Below are 19249 nucleotides of genomic sequence, written 5' to 3' on the forward strand. Positions count from 1 at the left end.
GGTCAGCCAACCAGGAGGCCTCGGACATGACGCAAGACTTCGACGTTCTCATCATCGGCGCCGGCATCTCCGGCCTCGGCGCGGCCTGCCATCTGCGCCAGCGCCTCCCCGATCGTTCCTTCTGCCTACTTGAGTCCATGCCAGGCTTTGGCGGCACCTGGTGGACCCACCGTTACCCGGGTGCGCGCTCGGACAGCGACCTGTTCACCTATGGCTACGGCTTCAAACCCTGGAAAGGGCGCGCCATCGCGACCGCCGAGGAGATCCGCGCCTACCTGGACGAGGTGATCGCAGAAAACGAGCTGGCCCCGCGGATCCGTTATGGCCATCAGGTGCGGTCGGCCAGCTGGTCCTCCGAGCGCAGGCGCTGGACGCTCACCATGACCCGCGAGGGGTCTGACGAAAGCCAGACCTTCACCACCGCCTTTCTCTGGATCTGTGCGGGCTATTACGACCATGATCAGGGCTACACCCCGGAATGGCCGACGCTCAAGGACTTCCAGGGGCAGGTGGTGCACCCCCAGCATTGGCCAGCAGATTTGTCCTGCGCAGACCAGCGCGTGGTGGTCATCGGGTCGGGGGCCACGGCGGCCACCCTGATCCCCAGCCTGGCGGGTGAGGCGGCGCACGTCACGATGCTGCAGCGCTCCCCCACGTTCTTTGCGGCCGAGCCCTGGGAGCATCCGCTGGCGGCTCAGCTGCGCCCGCTCAATCTGCCCGATGCCTGGTTTCACGAGATCATGCGCCGGGCCTTCGTGGCCCGATCGGACGAGGTCATCCGACTGTCTTTTGAGCAGCCCGAGGCCTTGCGGGCCCTGCTGATCGACGAGGTCCGACCCCAACTGCCCGAGGGCTACGACCTGGATCGGCACTTCAACCCGCGCTACCGGCCCTGGCAGCAACGCATCGCCAAAGTTCCGGATGGGGATCTGTTCCAGGCCATCCGCTCGGGGCGGGCCTCGGTGGTCACCGACACCATTGAATGCTTCGATGCGCAAGGCATTCAGCTGGCCAGCGGTCAGCATCTGGAGGCCGACATCATCGTCACCGCGACGGGCTTCAAGCTCAAGCTGTTCGGCGGCATCCGCTTCGAGGTCGACGGGGTGCCGGTGGCCTGGCCCGAGCGCATCACCTACCGGGGCCTGATGGTGGAGGGGGTTCCCAACATGGCTTACACGCAAGGCTATTTCCGCTCCAGCTGGACCTTGCGCTCCGATCTGGTGTGCGACTGGGTGTGCCGCCTGCTCACCCACCTGCGCGAACAGGGCTGCACCATGGTGCAAGCCACCGTGCCTGCGGCGGATGCCGACATGTCCCGCCGGCCCTGGAGCGAGGCCGACAACTTCAATGCCGGCTATGTGATGCGCACACAGTCCCAACTCTTCGGCCAGGGGGATCGCCATCCGTGGCGGCACGGCCTGGAGTACGCTGAGGAGCGCGTCACCCTGCCCGCCGCATCGCTGCAGGATGAGGCTCTGCGTTACCGCTGAACCGTTTCAAACATTCCAACAGCCCCCAGGAGACATTGCATGCCCCTCGATCCTCACCTTACCGGTGTTCTGCAGATGATGGCTACCTCCGGTGCCCGCCCTGTCGCCCAGGGCACGCCCGAGCAAGGCCGTGCCGGCTACCTGGCTCTGACGGCGGGCACCCTCACGCCTGAGCAGCGTGTGCCTGTGGCCAGCGTGCAGGACACCACTGTCCCCGGCGGGGCGGGCCCCATTCCGGCCCGCATCTACCGCCCGCAGGCCACAGGCACCTTCCCCACCGTGGTTTTTTTTCATGGCGGCGGCTATGTCATTGGCAACCTCGACACGCATGACAACATGTGCCGCGAGATCTGCCGTGGGGCGCAGGCCGTGGTGGTGTCTCTGGATTACCGCCTGGCGCCTGAACACCCCTTTCCTGCGGGCATCGACGATGCCGTGGCCGGCGCCCAATGGGTGGTGGCCCATGCCCTCGAACTGGGCGGCAATGAGCGCGTGGCCGTGGCGGGGGACAGCGCGGGGGGTAACTTCAGCGCCGTGGTTGCCCAGCAGCTGCGTGATGCCGGCCTGCCGCTGGTGGCGCAGTTCTTGATCTACCCCTCGGTGGATCACGTGGCCGCGGTGTATGCCAGTGCCGAACAAAACGCGAAGGGCTATTTTCTGGAGACAGAGACCATGGCTTGGTTCTACCAGCACTACGCCGGCCATGTGCTCAACACGCTGGACCCCCGCCTGGCCCCACTTCAGGCGGCCAGCCTAGCCGACCTGCCGCCCGCCCTGATCGTGAATGCCGAGTTCGATCCGCTGCGCGACCAGGCCGTGGCCTATGCGCAGGCCCTGCGCAAGGCCGGCGGCCAGGCCGAACTGATCGTAGGCCCCGGCATGATCCACGGCTTTTTCGACATGGGCCGTTGGTCGCCGGCGGCCCAGGCCATCATCACCCGCAGCATCGAGCGCTTTGGGACCATGCTGAGGGCCTAGGTGGCCATTGGGTGGGCCCCGGGGGCCTTACTCTGGCGTGATGCCTGCCTTGCGCACCACCTCGCCCCAGTGCGTGATCTCTTGCGCCAGCAACTGGGCCAGCTCGGCCGGCGAGCCGGCCTGAGGGGTGACGCCCAGCTTGCGCAGGCCATCCTGCACCGCGGTTTGGGCCAGGGCCTCTTTGGCGGCCCAGGCCACGCGGGCGATCACGCTCTCGGGGGTGCCGGCGGGGGCGGCCAGCGCGTTCCAGCTGTCCACCTCGTAGTTCGTCAGCCCCAGTTCCTTGACCGTGGGCACCTGGGGCAGGCCGGCAAAGCGTTTCGGCCCGGTCACGGCCAGCAGGCGCAGCGCCTGGCCGCTCAGCTGGGGCAGCAGGGGGCTGAGGATCTCGAAGCCCACATCCACCTCGCCGGCGCGCAGCGCATTCATCAGCGCGGGCGAGCCCTTGTAAGGCACCACGGTGGCCTCGATGCCGGCGCGCCACTTGAACAGCTCGGCAGCCAGGTGCTGGGTGCTGCCGGGGGCAATGCTGCCCAGGGTCAGGCGCCCGGGCTGGGCTTTGGCGTAGTTCAGCACATCGCCCAGGGTCTTGAAGCGCGAGTGGGCCGGCACCGCCAGCCCCAGGTCAAAAAAGCCCAGCGTGCTGATGGGGGCCAATTGGCGCGTCACGTCGTAAGGCAGCTTCTTGAACAGGTGCACACTGACGGCGCTGGCATTGCTCATCAGCAGCAGGGTGTGGCCGTCGGGCTGTGCATTCACCACCAGGCTGGTGGCCACCACGCCGCCTGCGCCCGGGCGGTTGTCGATCACCACCGGCTGCTTGAGCAGCGCGCCCATGGCCTGGCCCACGATGCGTGCGGTGAGGTCGGCCACGCCGCCGGCGGCAAAGGGCACCAGCAGGGTGATGGGGCGCTGCGGAAAGGCCGCGCCCTCGGCACGGACGCCGGTGGCGCCCAGCAGGGCCAGGGCCGGCAGGGCGGCCAGGTGTTGCAGGCCCTGGCGTCGGGTGGTCTTCATGCCGAAAACTCTTCGGTGTCGATCTCGACCTGGTTGCCCGCGTTGTAGCGTGGGCCTTTCACCGTGTGGCGGTTGATCAGCTCGTCCAGCCGGGCCATCTGGGCCGGGCTCAGGGAGACTTGCAGGGCGCCCAGGTCTTCTTCGAGGTGATCGATTCGGGTGGTGCCCGGGATCGGGATGATGTGCTCGCCGCGCTGCAGCAGCCAGGCCAGGGCCAGTTGTGCCAGGGTGCAGCCGGCGGCCTGCGCCACCTCGGCCACGCCGTCGAGCAGGGCCAGGTTGGCGGCGTAGTTGTCGGGGGCAAAGCGTGGCATGGCGCGGCGGATGTCCTTGGCGTCAAAGGCCGCCACGTCGCGCACCTGGCCGGTCAGGTAGCCGCGCGCCACGGGGCTGAATGCAACAAAGGCGGCGCCAATGTCGCGGCAGGCCTGCAGCACGGCGATCTCGGGGTTGCGTGTCCACAGCGAGTACTCGGTCTGCACGGCGCTGATCGGGTGCACCGCATGCGCCTTGCGCAGCGTGGTGGCCGAGACTTCGCTCAGGCCGATGGCGCGCACCTTGCCGGCGCGCACCAGGTCGGCCAGCGCGCCCACTGAGTCTTCGATGGGCACCTGCTTGTCCCAGCGGTGCAGGTAGTACAGGTCGATCACCTCGGTGTTCAGGCGCTTCAGGCTGGCTTCGCAACTGGCGCGCAGGGTCTCGGGGCGGCCGTCGATGACACGCTTCATGCCGTCGGGGAACTGCACGCCCTGCATGCCGCACTTGCTGGCCAGGATGAACCGGCTGCGGTGCTTGGCCAGCACCTGACCGACCAGCGTTTCATTGGCGCCAAAGCCGTACAGGGCGGCGGTGTCGAACAGGGTCACACCCAGATCGAGTGCGCGCAGCAGCAGGCGCTCGGCGTCTGCGAAGGCGGGCGGCTGGCCGTAGGCGTGGCTGAGGTTCATGCAGCCCAGGCCGATGGGGCTGACCTGGAAGGGGCCGATGGAGCGGGTGCTTGTGAGGGTCATGGTGGTGATACCGGAAGGAAGAATTCAAAAGCCATGCCGGGCCCAGAACTGGGCTGGCGTGACGATGGGATAGCGGTCGGCCAGCGCCAACAGGTCTTTGTCGCCGGTGATCAGGTACTGGGCTTCGGCAGCCAGCAGGGTGCCCAGCACAGGCAGGTCACAGGTGTCGCGCAAGGCGGGTTCCTGGAGGTTCGCCGGTTCGACGATCTGGGCCTGCAGCGCCAAGGTATCGGCCAGGTCACGGGCCTCGTACGGTGCGAAACCAGCGGTAGGCATGCGTGGCAGGACACGGGCCACCTCGTCAAGGATGAATCTGGAAAGTAAGACCTCAACCGATCCCAAATGCCAAGCCTGCAGGATGCGCCCCGGCACGCTGTGCGGATAGGCCACACCCGACACCAGCACATTGGTGTCGATCACGACGCGCAAGCGGTTCACGATGCCCGACGCGCTTGCGCCACCACGGCATCGATCTCGGCCATGCCGTCTTCTTCGCTCAAATGGGCAAAGTTGTCGGCCAGTCGCTGGCTCAAGGCCTCAAACCGGTCCTGCATCTGCCGTATGCGCTTGAACAGTTCGGCATCGATCAGGGCCGCGACTGGTTTGCCGTCTTTGTTGATGATGATGCTGTCGTGGCGGTACTGAACCTGGTTGAGCATCTCGCCCAGGTTTTGACGGAAGTTGACGGCGCTGACTTCGGTGATCATGAAGGGCTCCTGACCATGCTGATCGATATGGTCATTATGGGTGGGGCAGGGGTGCCAGTCCAGTTCGTTGGCACCCCTTGACCGACCTCAGCCCGCGTTCAGTTGCTGCTCCAGATCGTGCAGCACCTGGTAGCAGGGCAGCACCTGGGCCACGCTCGAGTTGGGCTCACGGCCTTCTTTGATGGCGGCGAAGAACTCGCGGTCTTGCAGTTCGATGCCGTTCATGGACACGTCCACCTGCGACACATCGATCTTTTCTTCCTTGCCATTGACCAGGTCGTCGTAACGGGCAATGTAGGTGCTGGTGTCACCGATGTAGCGGAAGAAGGTGCCCAACGGGCCGTCGTTGTTGAACGACAGGCTCAGGGTGCAGATGGCGCCGTTGGCGGCCTTGAGCTGGATCGACATGTCCATGGCGATGCCCAGGGTCGGGTGGATCGGGCCCTGCACGGCGTTGGCCTTCACGATGGGGCTGCCGCACTGGTAGGCGAACAGGTCCACGGTGTGGGCAGCGTGGTGCCACAGCAGGTGGTCGGTCCAGCTGCGCGCCTGGCCCAAGGCGTTCATGTTGGTGCGGCGGAAGAAGTAGGTCTGCACATCCATCTGCTGGATGTTGAATTCGCCGGCCTGGATCTTCTTGTGCACGTACTGGTGGCTGGGGTTGAAGCGACGGGTGTGGCCGCACATGGCCACCAGGCCACTGCTCTTGGCCAGCTCCACCACCTCTTGCGCGTCCTTCCAACTGTCGGCCAGCGGGATTTCGACCTGCACATGCTTGCCGGCCTTCAGGCAGGCCAGGCTTTGCGAGGCGTGCATCTGTGTGGGGGTGCACAGGATCACGGCGTCGACTTCGGGCAGGGCCAGGCTGTCAGCCAGGTCGGTGGTGACGTGGCCGATGCCGTACTTGGCCGCCACTTCACGGGTTTTTTCGAGGTCGCGGCTGATCAGCGACACCACTTCGACGCCATCGATGTTCTTGATGCCGTCCAGGTGCTTGATGCCAAAGGCACCGGCACCGGCCAGGGCGACTTTGATGGTTTTGTTGCTCATGCTTGGTTCTCCAGAATCAGGTGGCCGACGGCCGTGTTGGATGCAGGGACGTGGTAGAAGCGGTGCGTCACCTTGGGCGCCGGGCCCTGACCGTTGACGTCGTCCATGGCGCCGCGGGCGATCAGCCACATCACCAGCTCGATGCCTTCCGAGCCGGCTTCGCGCACGTAGTCGACATGGGGCTTGTGCGACAGGGCTTCGGGGTCGGCGATCAGCTGATCCAGGAAGGCGTTGTCCCATTCCTTGTTGATCAGGCCGGCGCGCGGGCCTTGCAGCTGGTGGCTCATGCCGCCGGTGCCCCAGATGTGCACATTGAGGTTTTCATCGAAGCTGTCGACCGCCTTGCGGATGGCCTTGCCCAGGTTGTAGCAGCGCCGGCCCGAGGGCACGGGGTACTGCACCACGTTGACGGCGAAGGGGATGACGGGGCAGGGCCAGGCGTCCTTCTTCGGGTCCAGCTCACCGCACATCAGCGACAGCGGCACGGTCAGGCCGTGGTCCACGTCCATCTTGTTGACGATGGTGAGGTCGAAGTCGTCCTGGATCACGCTTTGCGCGATGTGGCTGGCCAGGTCGGGGTGTCCGATCACCTTGGGCACGGGGCGTGGGCCCCAGCCCTCGTCGGCGGGCTGGAACTCGGCCGCGGTGCCGATGGCAAAGGTGGGGATCATCTCCAGGCTGAAGGCCGTGGCGTGGTCGTTGTAGACCAGAAACACCACGTCAGGCTGGTTGTCCTTCATCCATTGCTTGGAGAACTCATAGCCCTTGAACAGCGGTTGCCAGTAGGCCTCATCGGTCTTGCCGAGATCGATGGCGGCGCCGATGGCCGGCACGTGTGAGGTGAATACGGAAGCGGTGATCTTGGCCATGTCAGGCTTTCTTGTGGGCGCTGCCCTGGGGTTGTCGATGCGCCTGGGCGTCGCCGTCTTCGCCGATGAAGCGGTTGCCCTCGACGGAGCGGCCGCCGCTGATCATCATGTTGCGGTATTCCTCTTCGGTCATGCCGGTCATCGAGCCCGCCATCTGCTGGAAGCTCTTGCCATCGGTGGCGCCGATCTTGGCCAGGAAGTAGATGTTGCCGCCTGCGGCCATGCAGCGGTTCAGGTCACGCGTGAGCACGCCCTGCTTCTGCTCTTCGGTCATGGCCCATTCGTCGAGGTAGGCGCGTTCATCGGCCTTGAAGCGTTCGCGGTTCTCGGCCTTCATCAGGCTCATGCAGAACTGGTTGAGCCAGTAGCCCTTGCGCGATTGCTCGGCGTCGAAGATGGTCGTGCCGGGCACGTCCAGGTAGGGTTTGTTGAGGGCCATGTCAGACTTCCTCGGGCCAGTAAAGGCGCATGGGGTTTTCGACCAGCAGTTTTTGCTGCAACTCGGCCGTGGGCGCGATGTGCGGGATGAAGTCGACCAGCAGGCCGTCGTCGGGCATGTGGTCCTTCAGGTTGGGGTGGGGCCAGTCGGTGCCCCACAGCACGCGGTCCGGGAACTCTTGCACCACGGCGCGGGCGAAGGGGATCACGTCGGTGTAGGCGTTCTGTTCACCGTTCAGGGCCTTGGGGCCGGTCACGCTCAGGCGCTCGGGGCAGCTGACCTTGCTCCACACGTTCTGGTGTTCGCGCATGAACTTCAGGAACAGCTGGAACTCGGGGCCGTCGATGGGCTTGCTCACGTCGGGGCGACCCATGTGGTCGACCACCACGGTGGTGGGCAGGGCGGTGAAGAAGTCCCACAGCTCGGGCAGGTCCACCGCCTCGAAGTAGATCACCACATGCCAGCCCAGCTTGCCGATGCGGCCAGCGATTTCCAGCAGCTCATCCTTGGGCGTGAAATCGACCAGGCGCTTGACGAAGTTGAAGCGCACGCCGCGCACGCCGGCGACGTGCAGGGCCTGCAGCTCTTCATCGGTGACCGAGCGCTTGACGGTGGCCACGCCGCGGGCCTTGCCGCCGCTGGACAGGCAGGCATCGACCATGGCGCGGTTGTCGGCGCCGTGGCAGGTGGCCTGCACCACCACGTTGCGGGCAAAGCCCAGGTGGTCGCGCAGCGCGTACAGCTGTTGCTTGCTGGCGTCGCAGGGGGTGTATTTGCGCTCGGGGGCGTAGGGGAACTCGGCCCCCGGGCCGAACACGTGGCAGTGCGCGTCAACCGCGCCGGCCGGCAGCTGGAAGCGCGGCTTGGCCGGGCCTTCATACCAGTCCAGCCAGCCGGGGGTCTTGGTGAAATCACCTGTGGTGGGTTTGCTCATGTCAATCTCTGTGGGGGTGGGTAGGCCAAAGAGGCGGCCAGCAGCAGGCCGCCTGCGGGGGCATCAGTCGATGTATCAGTCGATGTACTTGAGGCCGGCGGCCGCCAGCGGCTCGCGCATCTTGTACATGTCCAGGCCCAGCACGCCCGAAGCCAGCTTGGCGCGCTTCTCGCCTTCAAACGATTCACGCTTGATGGCGGCGGCCAGGGTTTCGGCCGCCCGGGCCGCGGGCACGCACACCACGCCGTCGTCGTCGGCCACGATCACGTCACCCGGGGTGACCAGCATGCCGGCACACACGATGGGAATGTTCACCGAGCCCAGGGTGGCCTTGATGGTGCCCTTGCTGCTGATGGCCTTGCTCCAGACCGGGAAGTTCATCTCCTGCAGCGTGGCCACATCGCGCACGCCGGCGTCGATGATCAGCGCACGGGCGCCGCGGGCCTGGAAGCTGGTGGCCAGCAGGTCGCCAAAGTAGCCGTCGGTGCATTCGGCGGTGACGGTGGCCACCACGATGTCGCCCGGCTGGATCTGTTCAGCGGCCACGTGCATCATCCAGTTGTCGCCGGGCTGCAACAGCACGGTGACCGCGGTGCCAGACACTTTCTGGCCGGCGTAGATGGGGCGCATGTAGGGCTTGAGCAGGCCGACGCGGCCCATGGCCTCGTGCACGGTGGCCGAGCCCAGGGCGGCCAGGCCGTCGGCGGCCGCGCGGTCGGCGCGGGTGATGTTGCGGTAGACGACTCCGAGTTCGTACATGGTGTTGGCTCCTGATCGGTGTGGGGTTACAGGCCCTTGGCCTTGAGTGCCTTGTCCAGGCGCGGGAACACGCGGCGGGCGTTGCCTTCGTAGACCTTGTAGCGGTCTTCGTCGCTCAGGTTGGGCGTGGCGGCCACGTAACGCTTGGTGTCGTCGTAGTAGTGGCCGGTTTCGGGGTCGATGCCGCGCACGGCGCCAATCATCTCGCTGGCGAACAGGATGTTGTCCACCGGGATCACCTTGGTCAGCAGGTCGATGCCCGGCTGGTGGTACACGCAGGTGTCAAAGAAGATGTTGTTGAGCAGGTGGTCCTTCAGCAGGGGCTTCTTCAGCTCTTGCGCCAGGCCACGGAAACGGCCCCAGTGGTAGGGCACCGCGCCGCCGCCGTGCGGGATCAGGAACTTCAGCGTGGGGAAGTCCTTGAACAGGTCGCTGGTCAGGCACTGCATGAAGGCCGTGGTGTCGGCGTTCAGGTAGTGGGCGCCGGTGGTGTGGAAGCAGCTGTTGCAGCTGGTGCTCACGTGGATCATCGCCGGGATGTCGTACTCGACCATCTTTTCGTAGATGGGGTACCAATGGCGATCGCTCAGGGGCGGGCTGGTCCAGTGGCCGCCCGAGGGATCGGGGTTCAGGTTGATGCCCACGTTGCCGTACTGCTCCACGCACTTGACTAGTTCGGGGATGCAGGTGGCCGGGTCCACGCCGGGTGATTGCGGCAGCATGGCGGCCGGGATGAAGTGCTCCGGAAACAGCTCGCTGACGCGGAAGCACAGCTCGTTGCAGATGGCGGCCCAGGTGGACGAGGTTTCGAAGTCGCCGATGTGGTGCGCCATGAAGCTGGCGCGCGGGCTGAAGATGGTCAGGTCGCTGCCGCGCTCTTTCATCAGCTTGAGCTGGTTGGTCTCGATGGACTCGCGCAGCTCGTCGTCGCTGATCTTCAGCTCAGAGGCCTTGGGGGCCTTGCTGGGGTCTTTCAGGGCGGCGATCTGCAGGTCGCGCCAGGCGCCCAGGGCAGCCGGGGCGGTGGTGTAGTGGCCGTGAACGTCGATGATCATCGGGGATTCTCCAGAGGGTCGAAAACAAAAAGGGTTCGCAAGGCTCAGTGCGCCGCCACCGGCACGAGGCGGGCGCTGCCGTCATCGCCCCCCTTGGGGCGCTTGAATTCTTTCAGCATCAGGGCGGCGGTGGCAATGATGCCGGGGATGGCCACCACGGCAAAGATGTCACCAAAGCTCAAATGTCGAGCCGACAGCTCAGCCACCAGGAAAGAGCCGGCAATGCCGCCAAAGCGGCCGATGCCCAGCATCCAGGCCACGCCGGTGGCACGGCCACGCGTCGGGTAATAAGCCGCGGCCAGGGCCGGCATCGACGATTGCGCCGTGTTCATGATGGTGCCGGCGACAAACACCACCACCACCAGCCAGCCCACCTGGCCAGCAGCCTGGCCGATGGCCCAGATCGACACCGCGGTGAGGGCGTAACCGGCGGCAATGATGCGGTTGGCGTTGAAACGGTCCATCAGCCAGCCAAAGAACACGGCACCCACGCCGCCCAGCGGAAACAGGGCCGCGATCAGCGTACCGGTCTTGGGGTCGATGCCGGCATCCTTGAACAACACAGGCATCCAGTTGATCAGCGCATAGAAGATCACCAGGCCCATGAAATAGGCCAGCCAAAGCATGAGCGAGCCCACGCGGTAGGGCGCCGACAGTACCACGCCGATGCCGCTCTTGGCATCGGAGTGGGCGGCCGTCTCAGTCAGCACAAAGCGCTTGGCACCCTGCACGGCGGGGCCGGCAATGCGGGCCAGCACCGCGCGGATGCGCTCCACCGGCTGGCCATTGGCCACCATGTAGCGCACCGATTCAGGCAGCAAGACCACCAGCAGCAGCACCAGCAGCAAAGGCACGCCGCCGCCCAGGATCAGCACACTGCGCCAGCCGAAGTTCGGGATCATCCAGGCGGCCAGAAAGCCGCCGAAGGCCGCGCCCAGTGGAAAGCCGCAGAACATGGCGTTGGTCAGGGTGGCGCGCCGGCTGTCCGGGCAGTATTCGCTCATCAGGGTCACGGCATTGGGCATGGCGGCACCCAGGCCCAGGCCGGTCACAAAGCGCAGCACGCTCAGCGTGGTGAGGTCGGGGGCAAAGCCCGAGGCCAGGCAGGCCACGGCAAAGATCAGCACCGATCCCACCAGCACCGTCTTGCGGCCCAGGCGGTCAGCCAGCGGCCCGGCCAGCAGGGCGCCCGCGGCCAGGCCGAACAGGGCGGCACTCAACACCGGGGCCAGTGCGGGTTTGCTGACGCCCCATTCCTTGATCAGCGAGGGGGCGATGTAGCCGATGGCGGCGGTGTCAAAACCGTCCAGCAGCACAATGAAAAAGCACAGCGCAAAAATCACCCACTGAAAGGGCGAAAACGGGTGCTCGTTGAGCAGGGTCTGGACATTGACGTCCGTGTTATTGGGCTTCATGGCTTGTCTCTGGTTGATCCATCGGGGTGATTCCCTCCCTCGCCAAATCAGGCTGGCGCTGTCTCCGGATGGACAAGGGCCGCCCGGGCGCGCAATTCGTGTTGGCGCTGATTCTCGACAGCGCCGGCCGGCCTTGCCAGCCGCCCCCCACACTAGCTGGTATACCGAATTGATATAGTTCGATCAAAGGTATTCAAAATCACGTGTCATGGACCTCAAACAGCTCGAATACTTCGTTCGCGTGGCCGAACTGGGCAGCTTCACCCGCGCCTCGATCGCCCTCAACATTGCCCAGCCTGCGCTCAGCCGCCAGGTTCGCATGCTGGAGGTGGAGTTGCGCCAGAACCTGCTCGACCGCAACGGGCGCGGTGTCAAGCTGACCGAAAGCGGCAAGCTGCTGCTGGAACATGGCCGCGGCATCCTGCACCAGGTGGCCGTGGCGCGTGAGGAAATGGGCAGCGCCCGCGGCGCCCTGGCTGGCCGGGTGTCGGTGGGCCTGCCGCCCAGCCTGTCGCGCCTGATCACCGTGCCGCTGGCGCGCGCCTTCATGCAGCACCTGCCGCAGGCGCGGCTCACGCTCACCGAGGGCTTTTCGGTGCAGATGTACGAGGGCCTGCGCGTGGGCAACCTCGACATGGCCGTGCTGTACAACCCGGTGCGCTCGCCCGACCTGGAGATGAGCACCCTGCACGAAGAGCAACTGGTGCTGATCGCCGCCCGCGACCACCCCCTGCGCCAGGACACGCCGCTGCCGGCCACGCTGAGCCTGCGCGAAGTGGCGGCCCTGCCGTTGATCCTGCCCAGCCGGCCCAATGTGTTCCGCATCCTGATCGATGCCGAAATGGCCCGTTTCGGCCTCAAGCCCCAGGTCACCCTGGAGGTGGACGGCCTGAACGCCATCCTCAACCTGGTGCGAGAAGGCCTGGGCCACGCCGTGCTGCCGGCCTACACCCTGAGCAGTTTCAGCAACGCCACCCCGTTTGTGCTGCACGGCATCCACTCGCCGCGCATCATGAGCGAGCTGAACCTGGTGTGGTCCTCACGCCGCCCCTCCACCGAAACCCACAAGCGCGCCCTGACCCTGATCCGCGAAGTGGTGCAGCAGGCGGTGGCGGGCCATGCCGGCGCCGACGGGCGCGAGGCGCCGCCGCAAGCCGCACCGGCCGAGCAGCCGCCCGTGGCCGAGCCGACCGGGCAGCGCCCGTCGCGCCGACGCTGAACAGGTCTGAGGGGCTGCCCCCTCAATACGACTTCGGCAGCCCCAGCACCTTCTCGGCAATGAAGCACAGGATCAGTTGCGGGCTGACCGGGGCCAGGCGCGGGATCCAGGCTTCACGCAGGTAGCGCTCCACGTGGTATTCCTTGGCGTAGCCCATGCCGCCGTGGGTGAGGATGGCGTTTTCGCAGGCGTGGTAGCAGGCTTCGGCGGCCAGGTACTTGGCGCTGTTGGCCTCGGCACCGCAGGGTTGGTGCTGGTCGTACAGCCAGGCGGCCTTGTGCACCATCAGGTGGGCGGCCTCCAGTTCCATCCAGGATTTGGCCAGCGGGTGCTGGATGCCCTGGTTCATGCCGATGGGGCGGTCGAACACCACGCGTTCCTTGGCGTACAGCGCGCCGCGTGCCAGGGCGGCGCGGCCCAGGCCCACGGCCTCGGCGGCGATCAGGATGCGTTCGGGGTTCAGGCCGTGCAGGATGTAGCTGAAGCCCTGGCCTTCTTCGCCGACGCGGTCTGCCACCGGGATGCGCAGGCCATCGATGAAGACCTGGTTCGAGTCGACGGCCTTGCGGCCCATCTTCTCGATCTCGCGCACCTCGATCTGGCGGCGGTCCAGGTCGGTGTAGAACAGGCTCAGGCCTTCGGTGCCGCGGCACTCTTCGACCGGGGTGGTGCGGGCCAGCAGCAGGATCTTGTTGGCCACTTGGGCGGTCGAGATCCACACCTTCTGGCCGGTCACCACATAGTGGTCGCCCTGGCGCACGGCGCGGGTCTTGAGCTTGAGGGTGTTCAGCCCGGTGTTGGGCTCGGTCACGCCGAAGCAGGCCTTGTCGCGGCCGGCGATCAGGGGCGGTAGCCAGCGCTGCTTCTGCTCGTCGCTGCCAAACACCACCACCGGGTGCAGGCCGAAGATGTTCATGTGCACCGCCGAGGCACCCGACAGGCCGGCGCCGGTGGCCGCGATGGTGTGCATCATCAGCGCGGCCTCGCTGATGCCCAGCCCCGCGCCGCCATAGGCCTCGGGCATGGCGATGCCCAGCCAGCCCGCGTCGGCCAGGGCCCGGTGAAAGTCGTCTGGAAAGCCGCCTTCGCGGTCGTGACGCAGCCAGTAGTCGGCATCAAAGGGGGCGCAGACGCGCTCGACCGCGTCACGGATCTGCTGCTGTTGCTCGGTCCAGCCGAAATTCATGCCGCACCTCCGACCGGGCCGGCCCGGCGCACGCGCTCGGGGTTCTCGCCGTAGGGCGGGCTGTAGATCACCAGCAGCTTCACCGGGGTGGCGCTGGTGACCTGGAACACATGCATCTCGTCGGCCGGAAAAAAGCAGGCATCGCCCGGCCCGAGCTCAAAAGACTGGCCGGCCACCTCGGCGTGGGCCGTGCCTTCCAGCAGGTAGCAGGCCTGCTCCATGCCGGGGTGCGCGTGGGCCAGGGCGCCACCGCCTGGGGCCAGGGTGCCCAGCACCACCTCCAGGTGGCGCGCGCCCACGTTGTCGGGGCCGATCAGGCGCTGGTTCTGGGTGTGGGCGTGGTTGGCTGGCTGGTAGCTGGGCACGCTGCCGGCGCGAACGCAGTAGTCGTATCGGATGGCTTCAGACATGTCGGTCTTTCGGGTGGGGGGGCTCATTCGGGGCGGATGCCGGCCTGGCGGATCAGCTGCCCCCAGTGCCGCAGTTGCTCGGCCACATACTGGGCAAAGGCTTCGGGGGTGGCGCCCGGCCACACCTGAAAGCCGATCTGGGCCAGCTTGTCTTGCACGTCGGTGTCGGCCAGCACGGCGTTGATCTCGCGGTTGAGCCGCTCGACCACGGGCGGCGGCAGGCCGGCCGGACCGAACACCCCGTTCCACGAGGTCAGGTCGAAGCCCGCCACGGTCTTGCCGATCGGGGGCACGCCGGGCAACAGGCGCGAGGCCTCGGCCGTGGTGATGCCCAGGGTGCGCACCTTGTCGCTCTTGAGCATGCTCATGCCCGAGCCCAGGTCGGCCACATACATCTGCACCTGCCCGCCGACCAGGTCGGTCATGGCCTGGGGGCTGGATTTGTAGGGCACGCCCACGATGTCCAGGCCGGCGATGCGCTTGAGGGTTTCGCTGGCCACCAGCGAGGTGCTGTTGGGCGTGGCATAGCTGAGCTGGCCGGGGTGGGCTTTGGCGTAGGTGATGAACTCGCTCAGGCTGCGGGCCGGTACAGAGGGGTGAATCGCCAGCGCAAACGGGAGTTCACCGACGCCGGCCACGGGGGTGAAGTCTTTGATCGGGTCGTAGCGCAGTTGGGCGAACAAGCTGGGGTTGGCCGAGTGCGAGGTGTTGGTGGTCATGAACAGCGTGTAGCCGTCGGGCTTGGCCTTGGCCACGTACTGCGCGCCCAGCTGCGCGCTGGCACCGGGGCGGTTGTCGATCAGCACGGGTTGTCGCAGTCGTTCGGCCAGCTTTTGGCCCAGGGTGCGGGCCACCGAGTCGGTGCCGCTGCCGGCCGCAAAAGGCACGACCAGGGTGATGGGCCCTGTGGGGTAGGGGTTGGGCGCGGCCGGGGCCGTGCTCAGGCCTTGGGCACGGGTGGCCAGTGGGCCGCCCAGGGCCAGGGCGAACAGGGCCGCGCAGGCATGCAATCGGTTCATGGTGTTGTCTCCAGGAGGGGGCACCGGTCTGTGCCGGCTGCCAGGGCCTGTCGACAGGCCCTGGTGCGCCATCTTGGAGAGGGATGGCCTGCGGGTCCAATTCGAAAAAGAACGCCGCCGATTGCTTTTGTGAATCGTGGCCCTGGTTGGGCCCGCGTCCGCGGCCTGAGCCCATCGATCTGCCCCGTCGTTGAGGCGCTGGAGAGGTGTTGCCCTGGCTTGTGTGGGCCAGGGCATCCCGTGCGGCTCAGTTCTACCTGCTGGCGGCAATCGCCTCGCGCACCGAGGTCAGTTGACGGCGAGACACGGACAGGCGTTCATCGAGGCCTTGCAGGCGCACGGCCCAGCCATCGCCCTCTTCGCTGTCGTAGTGCTTTTCGAGGGCACGCACCGCCTGGCGGGCCACCAGCGCGTTGCGGTGGATGCGCATGAAGCGGTTGGGGTAGCGGGTTTCGAGGTCGCTCAGCGAGCCGTCGAGGATGTAGCTGCGCACTGCTGTGCGCACGGTCACGTACTTGAGTTCGGCCTTGAAGTACAGCACCTCGGCCAGCGGCACCCGCTCGGTGCGCCCCCGGTCTTGGATGATCAAGTGCTCGGAGGGGTTGTTGTCGGCCTGCGGCTGGCTGCGCTGGGTCTGCAGTCGGCGCTGGGCCTTCAGCAGGGCTTCGCTCAGGCGGTCGGCGCGCACCGGCTTGGTGAGGTAGTCGACCGCGTCCAGGTCGAAGGCCTGCACTGCATGCTCGGCATAGGCCGTGACGAAGATCACCACCGGCGGCCGCCTCAGGGTGCGCAGGTGGTTGGCCAGGCCCAGGCCGTCGGTGCCGGGCATGTGGATGTCGAGCAAGACCACATCGATCGGCTCTCGATCGAGCACGGCCATGGCCGTGACGGCGTTGGTGGCCTCTTGGACGGTGAAGGGGTGGGCTGCGTGCAGGTCGCTGAGCAGCGTTCGCAGACGGGAGCGTGCCAATGCTTCGTCGTCAACGATCAGAAGGTGAAGCTCCATGGTGCTTTCTAGACGTTGATTGAATCCATGCGGCAAGGTTGTCTCCATGCCTCGACTCACGTCGGAAACGTGATTCGGACATGGTAGCGGTCGTCCCTCACGCCAGCACTGAACTCAATTTCGACGTCGTGCAACAAACGCAAGCGGTCGCTTACATTGGCGAGCGCTATCCCGTGACCAGCTGTTTGAGCGGTCGTTTTTTGGGCTTCCGGTGGTAGTGAGTTAATGATATCCAGACGCACTCGCGTCCCCTGAATGCGGGTTCGCACGATCAGCTCGCCGCCCACTGCGCTGGGTTCCACGCCGTGCTTGATGGCGTTCTCCACCAGGGGTTGCAACAACAGAGGCGGCAGCCGGGCCTGCCCGGCCTCGGGGTCGAGCTCCCACTGCACGCTCAGGCGCTCGCCGAAGCGCACCTGCTCGATGGCCAGGTAGCGCTGGGCCAGCGCCACCTCCTCGTCAAGGGTGGCGGTCTCGCCGTGTTCGATCAGGGCGGCGCGGAACAGGTCGCTCAGGTCTTCCAGCAGTGTTTCGGCACGGGCGGGCTCGGCGCGCACCAGGGCAATGGCGCTGTTGAGGGTGTTGAACAGAAAGTGCGGCCGGATGCGCGACTGCAGCTCGGCCAGGCGGGCGGTGGTCGCGGCCGGGGTGCGTGCGCGGGCACGCCATACCAGGCTGGCCACCAGCAGCCCGGCCAGCAGGGCGCCGGTGCAGGCGCTGGCCAGCCAGGGCGAATGCTCGATGAAACCGGTCAGGGCCAGCAAGCCGCAGCCGTACAGGCCGGTGGCGGCGCCCAGCAGGCTGCCGACCGCGTACTGGGCGGGTGCCGGCAGCCGGGCCAGCAGGTGCTTGAGCAGGCAGGCCGAGACCAGCCAGGCCAGGGTTCCGGGCAAGGCGGCGCAGGTGAGCACCCCCGTCAGGCCGACCCAGGCCATGAAGGAGTCGACCGCGTACAACGCGGCCACACCCATCACGGTTTCGACGAACATCACGGCGCGCAGAACCACCCCCAGATGACAGGCGTCGAACACCAGCGCAGCGGTGCTGGCGGGGGGCTTGGGAGCGGTTTGCGCCGCGGTCGGACCGAAGGTCGATAAAATTTGCGAATCTTTCATGGCCTTTCGCCTATTCGGCGACCTCCTGGGCAGCGGCCCAGTGGCCCCCTCGACACGGATTATTGCTTTTCATGACCACCAGCTCCAACGCCAACACGGGTGCCCAAGCCCCTCAAACCGCCGTCAACCAACTCGACAACAAGTCGGAAGGGTGGTCGGCGCTGTTTTCCGAGCCGATGAGCGATCTGGTCAAGCGCTACACCTCCAGCGTGTTCTTCGACAAGCGCCTTTGGCTGGCCGACATCACGGGCTCGTTGGCCCATGCCGACATGCTGGCCACCCAGGGCATCATCGGGACCGATGATCTGGCCTCCATCCAGCGCGGCATGGCCCAGATCCGGGCCGAGATCGAAGCCGGCACGTTTGACTGGAAGCTGGACCTGGAAGACGTTCACCTGAACATCGAGGCCCGCCTGACCCAGCTGGTGGGTGATGCCGGCAAGCGCCTGCACACCGGCCGCAGCCGCAACGACCAGGTGGCCACCGATGTGCGCCTGTGGTTGCGCGGTGAAATCGACTTGATCAGCGGTTTGCTGGTGGACCTGCAAAAAGCCCTGCTCGACATCGCCGCGCGCAATGTCGAAGTGATCCTGCCGGGCTTCACCCACCTGCAGGTGGCCCAGCCGGTGAGTTTTGGCCACCACATGCTGGCCTATGTGGAGATGTTCAGCCGCGACGCTGAGCGCATGGCCGATGTGCGCCGCCGCACCAACCGCCTGCCCCTGGGTGCCGCCGCCCTGGCTGGCACCAGCTACCCGCTGGACCGCGCCCGCGTGGCTGCGACGCTGGGCATGGATGGCGTGTGCCAGAACAGCCTGGACGCCGTGAGCGACCGCGATTTCGCCATCGAGTTCACCGCCGCCGCCTCGTTGGCCATGGTGCACATCAGCCGCCTGTCTGAAGAGCTGATCCTGTGGATGAGCCAGAATTTCGGCTTCATCCAGATCGCCGACCGCTTCACCACTGGCAGCTCGATCATGCCGCAGAAGAAGAACCCCGACGTGCCCGAACTGGCCCGGGGCAAGACCGGCCGCGTGGTGGGGCACCTGATGGGCCTGATCACGCTGATGAAGGGCCAGCCGCTGGCCTACAACAAGGACAACCAGGAAGACAAAGAGCCGTTGTTCGACACGGTGGACACCCTGAAAGACACGCTGCGCATCTTTGCCGAGATGGTCGAAGGCATCACCGTGCGCCCGCAGGCCATGGAAGACGCGGCCAAGCGCGGCTACGCCACCGCCACCGATCTGGCCGACTACCTGGTCAAGAAGGGCCTGCCCTTCCGTGACGCCCACGAGACGGTGGCCCATGCCGTGAAGGCGGCCATCTCGCACAACGTGGACCTGTCCGAACTGCCGCTGGCCGTGCTGCAGCAGTTCAACCCCAGCATCGAGAAGGACGTGTACGAGGTGCTCAGCCTGCGCGGCTCGCTGAACGCCCGCAGTACCCTGGGTGGCACCGCCCCGGATCAGGTTCGCGCCCAGATCGAGCGCCATCGCGCCCGCCTGGCCTGAGCGACCGTCGGCGGTTTCAGCCTGGTCTAAGCCAGCCCGGCCATGCTGGGTGGATCC

The 19249-nt window shown here is 66.3% G+C and carries 20 protein-coding genes; 4 read left to right on the plus strand and 16 right to left on the minus strand.

Annotated features, from left to right (window positions below):
- Positions 1 to 26 precede the first annotated feature (26 nt).
- Positions 27 to 1490, plus strand: a complete 1464-nt coding sequence (locus AC07PT_RS07515; RefSeq protein ID WP_494656325.1) for a flavin-containing monooxygenase — start codon at positions 27 to 29, stop codon at positions 1488 to 1490.
- Positions 1491 to 1529: 39 nt separating this feature from the next.
- On the plus strand, positions 1530 to 2468 hold the full coding sequence (locus AC07PT_RS07520; protein ID WP_494656326.1) for an alpha/beta hydrolase: 939 nt from the start codon (positions 1530 to 1532) through the stop codon (positions 2466 to 2468).
- A 27-nt stretch (positions 2469 to 2495) separates the two neighbouring features.
- Here the strand turns inward: AC07PT_RS07520 and AC07PT_RS07525 are convergent, their stop codons facing one another.
- The 11 genes from AC07PT_RS07525 to AC07PT_RS07575 all read right to left on the minus strand — a co-directional run bounded on the left by AC07PT_RS07525 (position 2496) and on the right by AC07PT_RS07575 (position 11723).
- Positions 2496 to 3485 carry a Bug family tripartite tricarboxylate transporter substrate binding protein gene (locus AC07PT_RS07525; RefSeq protein WP_494656327.1) on the minus strand — a complete coding sequence of 330 codons (990 nt, stop codon included), beginning with the start codon at positions 3483 to 3485 and terminating at the stop codon, positions 2496 to 2498.
- Positions 3482 to 4495: an aldo/keto reductase gene (locus AC07PT_RS07530; protein WP_494656328.1), complete on the minus strand. Its 1014-nt coding sequence runs from the start codon at positions 4493 to 4495 to the stop codon at positions 3482 to 3484. Before AC07PT_RS07530 ends, AC07PT_RS07525 begins: the two co-directional genes overlap by 4 nt.
- A gap of 24 nt (positions 4496 to 4519) precedes the next feature.
- Positions 4520 to 4933 (minus strand): putative toxin-antitoxin system toxin component, PIN family, encoded by a 414-nt coding sequence (locus AC07PT_RS07535; protein WP_494656329.1) that lies wholly within the window; start codon positions 4931 to 4933, stop codon positions 4520 to 4522.
- Entirely contained in the window at positions 4930 to 5202 is a 273-nt protein-coding gene (locus tag AC07PT_RS07540) for a type II toxin-antitoxin system Phd/YefM family antitoxin (RefSeq protein WP_492346740.1), read from the minus strand. Before AC07PT_RS07540 ends, AC07PT_RS07535 begins: the two co-directional genes overlap by 4 nt.
- Positions 5203 to 5289: 87 nt before the next feature.
- A complete protein-coding gene (locus AC07PT_RS07545) occupies positions 5290 to 6252 on the minus strand; it encodes a Gfo/Idh/MocA family oxidoreductase (RefSeq protein WP_492346741.1) in 963 nt (320 codons plus the stop codon).
- Positions 6249 to 7121: a class III extradiol dioxygenase subunit beta gene (locus tag AC07PT_RS07550; RefSeq protein ID WP_494656330.1), complete on the minus strand. Its 873-nt coding sequence runs from the start codon at positions 7119 to 7121 to the stop codon at positions 6249 to 6251. The genes AC07PT_RS07545 and AC07PT_RS07550 overlap by 4 nt, the downstream gene beginning before the upstream one ends.
- A 1-nt stretch (position 7122) precedes the next feature.
- On the minus strand, positions 7123 to 7560 hold the full coding sequence (ligA, locus tag AC07PT_RS07555; RefSeq protein WP_492346743.1) for a protocatechuate 4,5-dioxygenase subunit alpha: 438 nt from the start codon (positions 7558 to 7560) through the stop codon (positions 7123 to 7125).
- A 1-nt stretch (position 7561) separates the two neighbouring features.
- Positions 7562 to 8494 (minus strand): amidohydrolase family protein, encoded by a 933-nt coding sequence (locus AC07PT_RS07560; protein WP_494656332.1) that lies wholly within the window; start codon positions 8492 to 8494, stop codon positions 7562 to 7564.
- A 75-nt stretch (positions 8495 to 8569) separates the two neighbouring features.
- Positions 8570 to 9253 carry a 4-carboxy-4-hydroxy-2-oxoadipate aldolase/oxaloacetate decarboxylase gene (ligK, locus tag AC07PT_RS07565; RefSeq protein WP_492346745.1) on the minus strand — a complete coding sequence of 228 codons (684 nt, stop codon included), beginning with the start codon at positions 9251 to 9253 and terminating at the stop codon, positions 8570 to 8572.
- Positions 9254 to 9279: 26 nt separating this feature from the next.
- A complete protein-coding gene (locus AC07PT_RS07570; protein ID WP_492346746.1) occupies positions 9280 to 10308 on the minus strand; it encodes an amidohydrolase family protein in 1029 nt (342 codons plus the stop codon).
- Between the two features lie 44 nt (positions 10309 to 10352).
- Positions 10353 to 11723, minus strand: coding sequence for an MFS transporter (locus tag AC07PT_RS07575; protein WP_494656334.1), 1371 nt, complete (start codon positions 11721 to 11723; stop codon positions 10353 to 10355).
- A gap of 208 nt (positions 11724 to 11931) precedes the next feature.
- Between AC07PT_RS07575 and AC07PT_RS07580 the strand changes: the two genes are divergently transcribed.
- Positions 11932 to 12942: a LysR family transcriptional regulator gene (locus AC07PT_RS07580; RefSeq protein WP_494656335.1), complete on the plus strand. Its 1011-nt coding sequence runs from the start codon at positions 11932 to 11934 to the stop codon at positions 12940 to 12942.
- 22 nt (positions 12943 to 12964) lie between these two features.
- Here AC07PT_RS07580 and AC07PT_RS07585 read toward each other — a convergent pair whose 3' ends face one another.
- From AC07PT_RS07585 to AC07PT_RS07605, 5 genes are all read right to left on the minus strand, one after another.
- Entirely contained in the window at positions 12965 to 14128 is a 1164-nt protein-coding gene (locus AC07PT_RS07585) for an acyl-CoA dehydrogenase family protein (protein WP_492346749.1), read from the minus strand.
- Positions 14125 to 14538 carry a cupin domain-containing protein gene (locus tag AC07PT_RS07590; protein WP_494656336.1) on the minus strand — a complete coding sequence of 138 codons (414 nt, stop codon included), beginning with the start codon at positions 14536 to 14538 and terminating at the stop codon, positions 14125 to 14127. The genes AC07PT_RS07585 and AC07PT_RS07590 overlap by 4 nt, the downstream gene beginning before the upstream one ends.
- Before the next feature lie 23 nt (positions 14539 to 14561).
- Positions 14562 to 15557 (minus strand): Bug family tripartite tricarboxylate transporter substrate binding protein, encoded by a 996-nt coding sequence (locus AC07PT_RS07595; protein WP_492346751.1) that lies wholly within the window; start codon positions 15555 to 15557, stop codon positions 14562 to 14564.
- A gap of 253 nt (positions 15558 to 15810) precedes the next feature.
- Complete coding sequence (locus AC07PT_RS07600; protein ID WP_492346752.1) at positions 15811 to 16563, minus strand: LytR/AlgR family response regulator transcription factor; 753 nt, start codon at positions 16561 to 16563, stop codon at positions 15811 to 15813.
- A 56-nt stretch (positions 16564 to 16619) separates the two neighbouring features.
- Positions 16620 to 17678 carry a sensor histidine kinase gene (locus tag AC07PT_RS07605; RefSeq protein WP_494656337.1) on the minus strand — a complete coding sequence of 353 codons (1059 nt, stop codon included), beginning with the start codon at positions 17676 to 17678 and terminating at the stop codon, positions 16620 to 16622.
- A gap of 71 nt (positions 17679 to 17749) precedes the next feature.
- On the opposite strand from AC07PT_RS07605, the gene argH reads away from it, so the two are divergent.
- Positions 17750 to 19192: an argininosuccinate lyase gene (gene argH / locus AC07PT_RS07610; RefSeq protein ID WP_492346754.1), complete on the plus strand. Its 1443-nt coding sequence runs from the start codon at positions 17750 to 17752 to the stop codon at positions 19190 to 19192.
- Positions 19193 to 19249 lie beyond the last annotated feature (57 nt).

This window comes from Curvibacter sp. GW821-FHT09D12, from assembly GCF_059416245.1.

Bases quoted from the DNA above. Each gene is read 5' to 3' on its own strand.
- AC07PT_RS07540 (WP_492346740.1), bottom strand. From the start codon at position 5,202: ATGATCACCGAAGTCAGCGCCGTCAACTTCCGTCAAAACCTGGGCGAG.
- AC07PT_RS07605 (WP_494656337.1), bottom strand. From the start codon at position 17,678: ATGAAAGATTCGCAAATTTTATCGACCTTCGGTCCGACCGCGGCGCAA.
- argH (WP_492346754.1), top strand. From the start codon at position 17,750: ATGACCACCAGCTCCAACGCCAACACGGGTGCCCAAGCCCCTCAAACC.
- ligA (WP_492346743.1), bottom strand. From the start codon at position 7,560: ATGGCCCTCAACAAACCCTACCTGGACGTGCCCGGCACGACCATCTTC.
- AC07PT_RS07600 (WP_492346752.1), bottom strand. From the start codon at position 16,563: ATGGAGCTTCACCTTCTGATCGTTGACGACGAAGCATTGGCACGCTCC.
- AC07PT_RS07570 (WP_492346746.1), bottom strand. From the start codon at position 10,308: ATGATCATCGACGTTCACGGCCACTACACCACCGCCCCGGCTGCCCTG.
- AC07PT_RS07515 (WP_494656325.1), top strand. From the start codon at position 27: ATGACGCAAGACTTCGACGTTCTCATCATCGGCGCCGGCATCTCCGGC.
- ligK (WP_492346745.1), bottom strand. From the start codon at position 9,253: ATGTACGAACTCGGAGTCGTCTACCGCAACATCACCCGCGCCGACCGC.
- AC07PT_RS07550 (WP_494656330.1), bottom strand. From the start codon at position 7,121: ATGGCCAAGATCACCGCTTCCGTATTCACCTCACACGTGCCGGCCATC.
- AC07PT_RS07585 (WP_492346749.1), bottom strand. From the start codon at position 14,128: ATGAATTTCGGCTGGACCGAGCAACAGCAGCAGATCCGTGACGCGGTC.
- AC07PT_RS07575 (WP_494656334.1), bottom strand. From the start codon at position 11,723: ATGAAGCCCAATAACACGGACGTCAATGTCCAGACCCTGCTCAACGAG.
- AC07PT_RS07595 (WP_492346751.1), bottom strand. From the start codon at position 15,557: ATGAACCGATTGCATGCCTGCGCGGCCCTGTTCGCCCTGGCCCTGGGC.
- AC07PT_RS07525 (WP_494656327.1), bottom strand. From the start codon at position 3,485: ATGAAGACCACCCGACGCCAGGGCCTGCAACACCTGGCCGCCCTGCCG.
- AC07PT_RS07520 (WP_494656326.1), top strand. From the start codon at position 1,530: ATGCCCCTCGATCCTCACCTTACCGGTGTTCTGCAGATGATGGCTACC.
- AC07PT_RS07560 (WP_494656332.1), bottom strand. From the start codon at position 8,494: ATGAGCAAACCCACCACAGGTGATTTCACCAAGACCCCCGGCTGGCTG.
- AC07PT_RS07545 (WP_492346741.1), bottom strand. From the start codon at position 6,252: ATGAGCAACAAAACCATCAAAGTCGCCCTGGCCGGTGCCGGTGCCTTT.
- AC07PT_RS07590 (WP_494656336.1), bottom strand. From the start codon at position 14,538: ATGTCTGAAGCCATCCGATACGACTACTGCGTTCGCGCCGGCAGCGTG.
- AC07PT_RS07580 (WP_494656335.1), top strand. From the start codon at position 11,932: ATGGACCTCAAACAGCTCGAATACTTCGTTCGCGTGGCCGAACTGGGC.
- AC07PT_RS07530 (WP_494656328.1), bottom strand. From the start codon at position 4,495: ATGACCCTCACAAGCACCCGCTCCATCGGCCCCTTCCAGGTCAGCCCC.